Consider the following 13,376-nt stretch of genomic DNA (forward strand, 5'->3'; position numbering starts at 1 on the left):
TGACTTACACTTGGACAGTAGATATGGAAGCACCAGTAATCACAACAGATAATGAGAGTGGCGACTTGGGCTGTAACCCAGAAGTTATGGCACCGATGTTCGGAGCTACAGACAACTGTGGTGTAGGCGAGCCAATCGTAACTACCGAAGGTCCAACAAATGATGGTTGTGCTTATAGCCAGACTTGGACAGCGAATGTAACTGACAACTGTGGCAATCAAGCTGAAGCAGTGAGTATTACATACACATGGACAGTAGATATGGAAGCACCAATAATCACGTCTAATAGTGAGAGTGATGATTTAGGCTGTAATCCGGATGTAATTATACCGCCATTATTTAAGGCAGATGATAACTGTGCAGGCGAAGTAGAATTAGAAGCTTCAACTGAAGGTCCAACGAATGATGGTTGTACATACAGCCAGACATGGACAGCCAACTACACTGACCCATGTGGTAATCAAGCAGAGCCAGTATCTGTTACCTATACATGGACAGTTGATACAGAGGCACCAGTAATCACAACCAATGGTCAAAGCGGTTATTTAGGATGTAATCCTGAAATTGTTGTGCCAGAGTTTAAAGTAGATGATAACTGTCAAGATGGAGAAATGGAAATAGAACCAGTTACTAGTGGACCATCAAATGATGGGTGTTCTTATCGTCAAACTTGGACAGCAAATTATACTGACCCTTGTGGTAACGTAGCAGCTGAATTGAGTGTAACTTACACTTGGACTGTTGACACTGAAGCACCTGTTATTACAACTAATGGACAAAGTGGCGACTTGGGCTGTAACCCAGAAATTGTGCCACCATTGTTTAAAGCTGAAGATAATTGCGCAGGAATTGTAGATTTAGATCCAGAAACTGCTGGACCTTCAAATGACGGTTGTGCATATAGCCAAACATGGACAGCAACATATACTGATCCGTGTGGTAATCAAGCAGAGCCTGTAAGTGTAACTTATACATGGACAGTAGATTCTGAAGCACCAGTAATTGAAATTCCTGAAATAGACCCAATTTGTAATGGTATATTCCCTAAAAATGTTACAGTTAACTGGACAGATAATTGTTCAGATGGAGGGGAATTACATGCTGGCCCTACAAATATTGTAGTATCTGAATGCCAAGAGACTGCAGATTATGTGTTTACGGTTACTGATGATTGTGGAAACACAGCTACTGAGACATTAACATTGACTCGTGAATTTAATACTTCAGGAGGTAATTGTGAAACGGCATTTGGTAGATCGGTTGATAATAGTATATGCTTTATACCTGACTTTAGTCGTTGGGGATGGACTAATTATTTTGAGACTGAAGGCGTTTACACATTAGAAATGTATGCTGGAGCAGCTCATTGTGATATCACCAGAGGTGCTTATGCAGGAGATGTGATTGTAACCTATGAAAATGGTCAAGTAACTCTAGAGTTTAATTTAGATGAAGGTTACATAATGAATGAAGCACATGTTTACGTAGGATGCAATATGTACCCAACTGGAAACAATGGTAGTCCAACTGTAGCACCTGGACAGTATAACTTTAACCCGACTAATATGGGTAATATGGTATCCAATTATACGGTAGGTCCAATTGATGCAAGTGGTCCAATATATGTTATTGCTCATGCAGTTGTTTGTGAGGTGGCTTGTAGATGTTCTGAATCAGATAACGACGGAGGTCAATATATGCCATCTAATTACGATCCTGTCAACTGTGGAGCTGATTTAACAAATAATGAAGTTCCGGAAGAGATTACTTTTAAAGCACATCCAGTACCATTCGACAACGAGGTATTCATAAATTATGTTTATGATTTTGAAACTGATGTTGTAGTAGAGGTATTTGATGCTCGAGGTGTAGTTGTGAGAAAAGTTGCTAATAACAATTATGTTAGAGGAACTGAAGGATCAACAAGAATAGATTTATCAGATACCAATAATCAATTCTACTTTGTAAGATTAACAACAAGTAAAGGAACAGTTACCAAAAAGATTGTTTCTTCTAGTCCACAAAGAAGAGATTAAAGTTTAATCCATAAAATGAAAAAGGGAGCATGTAAATGCTCCCTTTTTTTTTCAAAAATAGAAAGGCTTATGATTCACATAAATCATTAGCCCATTTAATTGCTTCATCAAGATTATTATAAGTTTTAAAGGGCTTTGAAAGAAACACACTTTCCAGATCAGTATTGTCAATAACAATTTTCTTCCCAGAAACAACTGCAAAACCAACGAGATTTTCAATTTTTGAAGTTCTAAAGTATATATTGGGATCGACTGCATAGGAATTTAATCTATGGGTGATATAAACAAAATTCTTACCTGAAAAATAGTCATTGGAAATGTTCTCAAGTACATCATTCAATTCAGGTAAAATAGTCACCCCTTCATTCATAACAGCTATCAAATAATTGTCGTAAATGGTGATTTTTCCAAAGGGATATGTTAAGACTTTGCCCATATTATAAAGGTAATAATTTAAAATTTAAACAAAAAAAAACTCCGCGATTAGCGGAGCTTTAAAGCAAATAGACTTTAAATTTAAGATTCAGTTTTCTTTTTAGGAGACTCGATTTTTATTTTAAGTTCATTGGTTTTAGTGTCCAAATCCATTGAAATTTTATCGCCTTCAGAAATTTGAGAATTGATAATTTCTTCTGCCAAGGCATCCTCTATATACTTTTGAATAGCTCGTTTAAGAGGTCTTGCTCCATATTGTTTATCGAAACCTTTATCAGCAATAAAATCCTTGGCGGCTTTACTTAATTTTAATGTATACCCTAGATCTTTAATGCGCACAACCAATTTTTCAAGTTCAATATCAATAATTTTATTAATATCTTCTTTTTCGAGCGCATTAAACACAACTACATCATCAATTCTATTTAAAAATTCTGGTGCAAATGCTTTTTTTAGGGCATTTTCAATAACACTTCTGGCATTGGCATCTTCTTGAGCTTTTTGAGAGGCCGTACCAAAACCAACACCAGTTCCAAAATCTTTAAGTTTTCTTGACCCGATGTTTGAGGTCATAATGATGATCGTATTGCGAAAATCAATTTTTCGTCCTAAACTATCAGTTAAATATCCATCATCCAAAACTTGCAATAACATGTTGAAGACATCAGGATGTGCTTTTTCAATTTCATCTAAAAGAACTACGGCATAAGGTTTACGTCTAACTTTTTCGGTTAGTTGTCCACCTTCTTCATAACCCACATAGCCTGGAGGTGCGCCAATCAGACGAGATATTGCAAATTTTTCCATGTATTCACTCATGTCAATTCTAACAAGTGAATCCTCACTATCAAATAGTTCTTTTGATAGAACTTTAGCTAATTGTGTTTTACCAACTCCTGTTTGACCTAAAAATATAAAAGATCCAATCGGTTTGTTAGGGTCCTTTAGTCCAGCTCTATTTCTCTGAATAGCTTTAACGACTTTGGCAACGGCATCGTCTTGACCGATAACTTTTCCTTTAATTAATTCAGGTAATTTCGCTAATTTATTGCTTTCGGTTTGAGCCACTCTATTGACGGGAATACCGGTCATCATGGAGACTACATCAGCTACATTGTCTTCAGTAACTATTTCACGATGTTGTTTAGTTTCTTCTTCCCATTTTTCTTGAGCTATAGCCAATTCTTTTTCAATGCGTTTTTCGTCATCACGTAATTTTGCTGCCTCCTCGTATTTCTGTTTTTTTACCACAGAAGATTTGGTTTCCTTAACAGCTTCAAGTTGTTTTTCCAAATCAATTATTTGATCAGGAACATTAATATTGGTGATATGAACACGAGAACCAGCTTCATCTAAAGCATCAATAGCTTTGTCAGGAAGGAATCTATCCGTCATGTATCTATTCGTTAATTTCACACAAGCTTCGATAGCTTCTGGTGTATAATCTACATTATGGTGATTTTCGTATTTCTCCTTAATATTATTCAAAATCTCAATGGTTTCCTCTACAGAAGTCGGTTCAATGATAACCTTTTGAAAACGACGTTCTAAAGCACCATCTTTTTCTATATACTGTCTGTATTCATCTAGAGTTGTTGCGCCAACACATTGAATTTCACCCCTAGCCAAAGCTGGTTTAAACATATTGGACGCATCTAAACTTCCTGTTGCACCACCAGCACCTACTATGGTATGAATTTCGTCTATGAACAAGATGATATCGTCATTTTTTTCAAGCTCATTCATAACAGCTTTCATGCGTTCTTCAAACTGCCCACGATATTTGGTTCCAGCAACCAAACTGGCCAAATCTAAAGTTACCACGCGTTTATTGAATAGAATTCTAGACACTTTTCGCTTTACAATTCGGTTGGCTAACCCTTCGGCAATAGCCGATTTACCAACACCTGGCTCCCCGATAAGAAGCGGGTTGTTTTTCTTTCTACGACTTAAAATTTGTGAGACGCGCTCAATTTCTTTTTCTCTGCCCACAACAGGGTCAAGCTTCCCTTCTTCAGCTAAAGCCGTTAAATCGCGTCCAAAATTGTCTAAAACAGGTGTTTTAGACTTTTTATTAGTCTTCCCAGAAGGAGAATTGAATAAATTGTCTTTTGAAGTATCCTCATCAGCTGAATCATCATCTTGAAAAGATTCTGCTTTGGGTTCTATATAATTTTCATCGTTTGTAATCATAAATTTAAACTGCTCTTTTACATTGTCATAATCAACTTTTAATTTATTCAAAAGTTTTGTGGTTGGGTCATTCTCATTCCTTAAAATACATAGCAATAAATGTGCTGTGTTAATTGACGTGCTTTGGAAAAGTTTAGCTTCCAAAAACGTGGTCTTAAGGGCACGTTCTGCTTGTCTTGTAAGGTGTAAGTTCTTCTTTTCATTTGATGCAACCGCTACATTTGGATTTGCAGGACTTAAAATTTCTACTTTTCGTCTCAAATGATTTAAATCAATTTCTAAAGCATTCAAGATATTGATAGCCTTTCCGTTCCCATCTCTTAATAGTCCAAGCATTAAATGTTCGGTACCAATAAAATCATGACCCAAACGTAAAGCTTCCTCTTTACTGTAAGCTATAACATCTTTAACTCTTGGTGAAAAATTATCGTCCATAAATAAAATCCTTTCTGCATTAAATGTACTAAACATATTCTTAAGGTCAAAAACTGTACCTAAATTATGCTCTTTGCTAATAGACAAAAAAAAGTTTATAAAATCAAAATAATTAACAGCATACTTATTAACTATAATAACGGGTAAAATTGTTAATAAAAAATCCGAAAAAACAAACAGGCAAGTCTTGCTGTCACTACTGAAATGGTTATATTAGCACGTTTACAAAACCTACACAAAATCTAATAAATTTATATATGGCAGAAGGAGAAAAATTGATTCCAATTAACATTGAAGATGAAATGAAATCAGCCTACATTGATTATTCAATGTCGGTCATAGTGTCACGTGCTTTACCTGATGTTAGAGATGGTTTAAAGCCCGTTCACAGACGTGTGTTATATGGAATGCATGAACTTGGTGTTAGATCTAATTCGGCACATAAAAAATCAGCAAGAATTGTTGGTGAGGTATTGGGTAAGTATCACCCTCATGGTGATACTTCAGTATACGATACCATGGTGCGTATGGCGCAAGAATGGAGTTTACGCTACATGCTTGTTGATGGTCAAGGAAACTTTGGTTCAATTGATGGCGATAGTCCAGCAGCAATGCGTTATACCGAAGCACGTATGCGCAAGATATCTGAAGACATGTTGGCAGATATTGAAAAAGAAACCGTTGACCACAAACTTAATTTTGATGATACCTTACAAGAGCCAACTGTTTTACCAACACGTATTCCAGGTCTATTAGTTAATGGAGCCTCTGGTATTGCTGTTGGTATGGCTACCAATATGCCACCACATAATTTAAGTGAAGTAGTTGATGGTACAGTTGCCTATATAGAAAACAATGATATTGACGTAGATGAATTAATCTCACACGTTAAAGCTCCTGATTTTCCAACTGGAGGAACTATCTACGGCTATGATGGTGTTCGCGAAGCATTCAAAACTGGACGCGGACGAATTGTGATGCGTGGAAAGGCGAACATTGAAGAAGTTCAAGGTCGTGAATGTATCATTGTAACAGAGATTCCTTATCAAGTGAACAAGGCGGACATGATTAAAAAAACGGCCGATCTTGTTAATGAAAAAAAATTAGAAGGTATTTCTACTATTCGTGATGAATCAGATAGAAATGGTATGCGTATCGTTTATGTCTTAAAGCGCGATGCTATTCCAAATATTGTATTAAACAAACTTTTTAAATACACGGCTTTACAATCCTCATTTAGTGTGAATAATATTGCACTGGTAAATGGAAGACCGCAATTATTGAATCTGAAAGATTTAATTTATCATTTTGTGGAACACCGTCACGATGTTGTAGTTAGACGTACAACTTATGAATTACGGAAAGCAGAAGAGCGTGCTCATATTCTGGAAGGTTTAATCATTGCTTCAGATAATATTGATGAAGTGATTGCCTTGATTAGAGCTTCGTCAAATGCTGAAGAAGCCAGAGAAAAATTAATTGAACGATTTGAGCTTTCTGAAATTCAGGCGAAAGCAATCGTGGAAATGCGATTACGTCAACTAACCGGTCTAGAGCAGGATAAACTGCGTTCAGAGTATGAAGAATTGATGAAAACCATTGAGGATTTAAAAGATATTCTCGCAAAAAAGGAACGACGTATGGATATCATCAAAACAGAGCTTCTTGAGGTTAAGGAAAAGTATGGTGATGAAAGACGTTCTCAAATAGAATATGCTGGAGGTGATTTAAGTATAGAAGACATGATTCCTGATGAGCAAGTAGTGATTACTATTTCTCATGCAGGATATATTAAACGAACATCTTTAACCGAATATAAAACCCAAAATAGAGGAGGTGTTGGACAAAAAGCATCTACAACTCGAAATGAGGATTTCTTAGAGCACTTGTTTGTTGGAACGAATCATCAGTATATGTTGTTCTTTACTCAAAAAGGTAAGTGTTTCTGGATGCGTGTTTATGAAATTCCTGAAGGCAGTAAAACTTCAAAAGGACGTGCCATTCAGAATTTGATCAATATTGAGCAAGATGATAAAGTCATGGCTTTCATCTGTACCCAAGATTTGAAGGATGAAGATTATATCAATAGTCATTACGTTATTATGGCTACCAAAAATGGTCAGGTTAAAAAAACATCTTTGGAGCAATATTCAAGACCGAGAACAAATGGTATTAATGCTATAACCATCAAAGAAGATGATGAGTTGTTAGAAGCAAAACTAACAACTGGTAACAGCCAAGTAATGTTAGCATTGAAATCTGGTAAGGCTATCAGATTTGAGGAAGCCAAAACGAGACCAATGGGACGTAATGCGTCTGGTGTAAGAGGTATAACATTGGCCAATTCTCAAGATGAAGTCATCGGAATGATTGCTATTGAAAACCCACAAGAAGAGTCTGTTTTAGTTGTTTCAGAAAAAGGCTATGGTAAGCGAACATACATTGATGATCCTGAAGATGGCGAAGCTGTTTACAGAATTACAAACCGTGGTGGAAAAGGTGTCAAAACTATTTCTATAACCGAGAAGACAGGTCATTTAGTTGCTATCAAATCGGTTACAGATGATGATGATTTAATGATTATCAATAAATCGGGAATTGCCATTAGAATGCAGGTTAATGATTTGCGTGTTATGGGAAGGGCTACCCAAGGCGTTAAGTTGATTAATCTTAAAGGAGGTGACTCTATTGCCGCTGTTGCGAAAGTAATGAAAGATGAAAATGAAGAAGATATAGCAGATAGCTTATCAGACTTGAATAATGAGAATGGCACAGCTATTGATAATGATGGCGTAAATGAAACTAATAACGATAATTAAAAATTAAAAATTATGAACAAACCAATATTATTTGTTTTAGCAATTTTGGTTAGTACTTTATCATTTGCTCAAAAAAAGGAATTACGTGCAGCAGATAAAGCTATTAAAAGCAATAACTATGCAGAAGCGAAGGCAGCATTAGATCAAGCAAAATCAATGATGTCTCAAATGGATGATAAACAAATTTCACAATATCATCTTTTGATGGCCGAGTCTCTTTATGCAAAAGGGACAGCTAATAATGATGATTTAAATGCGTCTATTGGACATTTGAATGAGGTAGGAAGTGATTATAATTCTGAATCTGAAACTTTGCGTCAAACTATGGAAAATGATTTGTTGTCTAAAGCAAACTCATCTTATACAGGTGGTAATTATTCTGATGCAGCAAATAAATTTGAGCAATTGTATCAAGTTAAACCAAGTGACACAACTTATCTGTATTATTCAGCGGTAAGTTCAGTGAGTGCTCAAGACTATGAAAAAGCTTTAAACAACTATATAAAATTAGATGATTTAGGTTACACAGGTCAAGTGAAAGAGTATTTCGCAACCAATAAAGAAACTGGAGAAGAGGAAGTTATGGATAAGCAAACTCGCGATTTATACATGAAATCTGGTGATTATATCAAACCAGGTGAACGTATGTCTGAATCTAAATCAGGTGAGATAACCAAAAATATTGCACTCTTGTATGTACAATTAGATAAAAAAGATGAAGCTATTGCGGCAATAAAAAAAGCAAGAGCCAATGAGCCGGATAATTCTGATTTAATACTGACAGAGGCTAATTTGCAATATAAATTAGGTAATAATGAAGAGTATAAATCTTTAATTCAAGAAGCTGTTAAATTAGATCCGAATAATGTTGATCTTATTTATAATTTGGGAGTACTTTCTGCTGAAGCAAACGATATCGAGGCTGCTAAAGGTTACTATAAGCAAGTAATTGAAATGGATCCAACTTATGTTAATGCTTTAACTAATTTATCGGCATTGATTTTACAGGAAGAACAATCTATTATTGAAGAAATGAATGGTTTAGGCAATTCAGCTGCGGATAATAGACGTTATGATGAGTTAAAGGAAAAGCGTAAGGGTGTTTACCATCAAGCAATACCTTATTTGAAATCAGTACTAGATGTAGAGCCAGATAATGTGGATGTTGCAAGAACTCTGATGAATATTTATAGCGCTATTGGTGATACTGATAACCAAAAGAAAATGAAAGCTAAAGTTGAAGAGCTTGGCGGATAAGAGACATGATACAACAAACAAAAAAAGCACTACAATTGTAGTGCTTTTTTTATGGTATTATTTTTTTAATCACTCTTAATTTATGTGTATGAATGCCTTTTTCAACATTGTATATTCCTGAATGATCTAGCCTATCTATACGTACTTTTCCATGGGCATGAATTATAAAATTATCTTTCATAATAATACCTACATGTACAATTTGGCCTTCATTATTATCAAAAAAAGCTAAATCACCAGGATCGCTTTCTTCAATAAAACTTAAAGCTTCGCCTTGAGTAGCTTGTTGAGAAGCATCTCTAAAAATTTTATAACCATTGAGCTTATAGACCATCTGGGTAAATCCAGAGCAATCAATACCGAAAGGGGTTTTTCCTCCCCATAAATAAGGAGCATTTAGATATAAAAAAGCTGTCGAAATTAAATGGTCTTTTGAGAATTTTTTTTGAACAGCATTTCCGTCGTGGGAATGATTTAAAATGCTCAATCCATTCAAACATGATCCAAGTGGAATAGGATACAGTTGATTAGCTGAATCTTTCACAAATTCAACTAAATCAGTAGATATAAGGGGTTTTTCAGCATGTAAAAAATCGTATTGGTCTTTTGATATTTCAATATATTGCTTGTTGTCAATCCAACCTTCATATTTGTCAAAAGCCAATCGGATTTTACTCCAAGATTTTCGTTTTTCTAGTACTTTAAAAAAGTCGCCATACAATACTTGAGATACCATTTCACAAGTATCTGAAGATTCAATCCGAAGCGGAACTATGCTTAAATTGCAAATGCCGTATTGCATGAACTAACTGTGGTTAATTTCTTTTTATTACCATAGCAGAAGCACCACCACCACCATTACATATTGCTGCGGCACCAATTTTAGCATTATTCTGCTCTAAAACATTTAATAATGTAATCAAAATTCTAACACCAGAACAACCAAGAGGGTGTCCTAATGAAACGGCACCACCATTGACATTGACATTGGAATCATTGAGGCCTAAAATTTTCATATTGGCTAAACCAACCACGGAAAATGCTTCATTAAACTCAAAGTAATCAACATCATCAATTGTAATTCCAGCTTTGTCAAGCGCTTTAGGAAGTGCTTTGGCTGGAGCTGTTGTAAACCATTCTGGCTCATGTGCAGCATCGGCATAGCCTGCTATAGTTGCCAAAGGTTTTAATCCCAGTTCTTCGGCTTTTTCTCTACTCATTAATACCATAGCACCTGCGCCATCATTAATGGTTGAAGCGTTTGCGGCTGTTACTGTCCCTTCTTTTGTAAAAGCAGGACGTAGTGCAGGGATTTTTTCTATTTTGACATTAGTATACTCTTCATCTTTTGAAACAACCAATGCGTCCCCTCGTCTTTGAGGTACTTCAACAGGTACCACTTCATTGTCAAATTTTCCTGATTCCCATGCTGCTGCTGAACGCTCATAAGATTGAATCGCAAATGCATCTTGTTCTTCTCTGGAAAAATTGTACTCTACAGCACAGGCATCTGCGCAAACACCCATGGCGTTTTGGTCGTAAGCATCAACCAGACCATCTTTTTGCATACCATCAATCAATGTTGCTGGACCAAATTTGGTACCATTTCTGGCGTGCAAATAATGTGGAATTAAACTCATATTTTCCATACCTCCAGCAACAATTATATCAGCATCACCCAAAGCAATACTTTGAGCACCTTGCATAACGGCTTTCATTCCTGAAGAACATACTTTATTAACTGTAGTGCATGGCACAGTATTTGGGATACCTGCATAAATAGCTGCTTGTCTTGCTGGGGCTTGACCAGTTCCGGCCTGAACGACATTACCCATTAATACCTCCTGAACCAACTCGGGCTTCAAGTTTATTTTACTTAAAGCGCCTTTAATGGCAATAGCTCCTAACCGAGGAGCTGGAATTGTAGATAATGAACCTAAAAAACTACCGATTGGAGTTCGTGCAGCAGAGACAATAACAACTTCTTTACTCATTTTGTGTGGGTTTAATTTTTATAGGTGCAAAATTAATCATTTTTTCACAGAATCTAGAATGATTGATACATTATACTTGCACAATTAACGGTGATATTTTTATTACATTTGACATTATAAAGTTATAGAATGAAAGACTTCATTAATTTATTGTACAGAAACCATTCCTTGGGTTATAAGTTATTGTTGTTTTTAAGTACGACCTTCTTAATCGTTTATCTGTTTCCTAAAAGCGGTAAGTTTAAATATAATTTTGAAAGAGGTAAACCCTGGCAATCTGAAAGTTTGCAGGCTCCTTTTGATTTTGCTATTAAAAAAACAGATGCTGAAATCAATTCCGAAAAGCAAGCCATTAAGGATAATGCCACATTGTATTTTGATATAGATGATAAGGTATACGAAAGAGTGTTGGCCAATTACAAATCTGAATTTCAAAATGTGTTTCCTGATACATTAGATGTTGCCACAAGCGCATTATTCTTTGCACATGGTGAGCAAATAATTAATAGACTTTATTCCAAAGGCATTTTAGGTGATGATTATAATTTTTCAGGAGATAGAAATATTATTATCCTCAACAATAATATTATAAAGGAAAGAACCCAGTTTTCACAATTAATAAAGCAAAACCAGCTTACAAACATTATTGATAACAGTTTGTTAGATGATACTTTCAAGGCTTACAAGACAGATTTTGTGTCGTTGTTTTATGATGTTATTGAGCCCAACATTACTTTCAATAAGTTGTTTACAGATAGGGTTATTCAAAGTGAGCTTGACAAAGTGGCTTATACAAGAGGTAGCATTGAACGCGAAACCTTAATTATATCAAAAGGAGAAGTAGTTGAGGGCGATAAATTCCAAATTTTAAAATCGCTTGAAGCAGAATATGAATCTCAAGTTTGGACAGATTCCAATTACTATTGGGTCATTGGAGCCTACACGCTATTGGTTTCATTAGCACTTTTGATGCTTCTGCTTTTTATTAAAAAGTATAGACCCGAAGTTTTTGAAAATAACACTAAAGTCACTTTTATATTCTTCAATATTTTCTTGATGATATTCATTACAACTTTGGTGGTAAACTACAACTCAAAATATGTTTACGTAGTCCCGATATGTATTTTGCCTTTGGTCTTAAAAGCTTTCTTTGATGCCAGACTTGGTTTATTTGCCCATGTAATAACAGTCTTGCTTTTAGGCTTTATAGTGTCTAACAGTTACGAATATATGTTTTTGCAAATTATAGCAGGAATTGTCACCATTTTGACCGTCTCGGAGTTGTATAAAAGAGCTAATTTATTCATATCTGTTGGACAAATAACCCTGATTTACATTGTTGCATACTTCGCTTTTTTTGTTATTCATGAGGGTAGTGTAGATACCCTGAAATGGGAAACATTTGGTTTGTTTATCTTATGTGGTTTAGCTACACTTTTTGTTCAGCCTCTAATATATGCTTATGAAAAATTATTTGGATTGGTTTCAGATGTCTCGTTGTTGGAACTATCGGATACCAATACCAAACTCTTAAAGGAGCTTTCGAATAAAGCTCCGGGAACATTTCATCATTCATTGAATGTTGCAAATCTGGCTGAAGCTGCTGCCAACGAAATAGGCGCCAATGCCATGTTGGTTAGAGTAGGTGCTTTGTATCATGACATTGGTAAGATGAAAAACCCTACTTATTTTACTGAAAATCAATCGACAGGAATCAATCCGCATGATGAGTTATCCTCACGAGAGAGTGCTTCAATAATTATTAATCATGTAATCAATGGTATTGAAATTGCCCGTAAGAATAATTTACCAGATAGGATTATTGATTTTATACGGACGCATCATGGAACCAGTGTGGTCTATTATTTTTACAAAAAAGAAAAAGAAATTAATTCAGATTTAGACGTTTATGAATTTGAATATCCTGGACCAAAACCTTTTAGTAAAGAAACAGCGATCTTAATGATGTGTGATAGTGTTGAGGCGGCATCTAAAAGCTTAAAGGAGCCAACATCATCAAAAATAGATGTCTTTGTAGAAAACATTATCAATAAGCAAATGAATGATGGTCAGTTCTTAAACGCCAACATTACATTCAAAGAAATACAGTCTATAAAAAAAGTATTGAAGCATAAGCTCGCTAACATCTATCACCTTAGAATAGAATATCCAGAATAATTAAAAAATAAAAAAGCCATATCCTGAAA

8 protein-coding genes are annotated in these 13,376 nt (G+C 35.3%); 4 read left to right on the forward strand and 4 right to left on the reverse strand.

The genetic code is table 11. The annotated features are described in order from the left end of the window. The coding region (locus C1T31_RS08140) for a T9SS type A sorting domain-containing protein (RefSeq protein WP_133158362.1) at positions 1-2,036 on the forward strand (2,036 nt) is incomplete at its 5' end. Between the two features lie 67 nt (positions 2,037-2,103). On the opposite strand, the gene C1T31_RS08145 is transcribed toward C1T31_RS08140, so the two are convergent. Then, positions 2,104-2,472, reverse strand: a complete 369-nt coding sequence (locus C1T31_RS08145) for a hypothetical protein (protein WP_103052004.1) — start codon at positions 2,470-2,472, stop codon at positions 2,104-2,106. An 80-nt stretch (positions 2,473-2,552) separates the two neighbouring features. Continuing rightward, positions 2,553-5,099 (reverse strand): ATP-dependent Clp protease ATP-binding subunit, encoded by a 2,547-nt coding sequence (locus C1T31_RS08150; RefSeq protein WP_103052197.1) that lies wholly within the window; start codon positions 5,097-5,099, stop codon positions 2,553-2,555. A 257-nt stretch (positions 5,100-5,356) separates the two neighbouring features. Here C1T31_RS08150 and gyrA point away from each other — a divergent pair, with 257 nt between their 5' ends. Beyond that, complete coding sequence (gene gyrA / locus C1T31_RS08155) at positions 5,357-7,918, forward strand: DNA gyrase subunit A (protein ID WP_103052005.1); 2,562 nt, start codon at positions 5,357-5,359, stop codon at positions 7,916-7,918. Between the two features lie 12 nt (positions 7,919-7,930). Further along, positions 7,931-9,175, forward strand: a complete 1,245-nt coding sequence (locus C1T31_RS08160) for a tetratricopeptide repeat protein (protein ID WP_103052006.1) — start codon at positions 7,931-7,933, stop codon at positions 9,173-9,175. Positions 9,176-9,224: 49 nt separating this feature from the next. Here the strand turns inward: C1T31_RS08160 and C1T31_RS08165 are convergent, their stop codons facing one another. Then, positions 9,225-9,977, reverse strand: coding sequence for a C40 family peptidase (locus C1T31_RS08165; RefSeq protein ID WP_103052007.1), 753 nt, complete (start codon positions 9,975-9,977; stop codon positions 9,225-9,227). A 13-nt stretch (positions 9,978-9,990) separates the two neighbouring features. Continuing rightward, a complete protein-coding gene (locus tag C1T31_RS08170; protein ID WP_103052008.1) occupies positions 9,991-11,169 on the reverse strand; it encodes an acetyl-CoA C-acyltransferase in 1,179 nt (392 codons plus the stop codon). 129 nt (positions 11,170-11,298) lie between these two features. Between C1T31_RS08170 and C1T31_RS08175 the strand changes: the two genes are divergently transcribed. Then, positions 11,299-13,347, forward strand: coding sequence for an HD family phosphohydrolase (locus C1T31_RS08175; RefSeq protein ID WP_103052009.1), 2,049 nt, complete (start codon positions 11,299-11,301; stop codon positions 13,345-13,347). Positions 13,348-13,376: the final 29 nt, after the last annotated feature.

The organism is Hanstruepera neustonica, from assembly GCF_002895005.1.
In the GTDB taxonomy this organism is placed as follows: domain Bacteria; phylum Bacteroidota; class Bacteroidia; order Flavobacteriales; family Flavobacteriaceae; genus Hanstruepera; species Hanstruepera neustonica.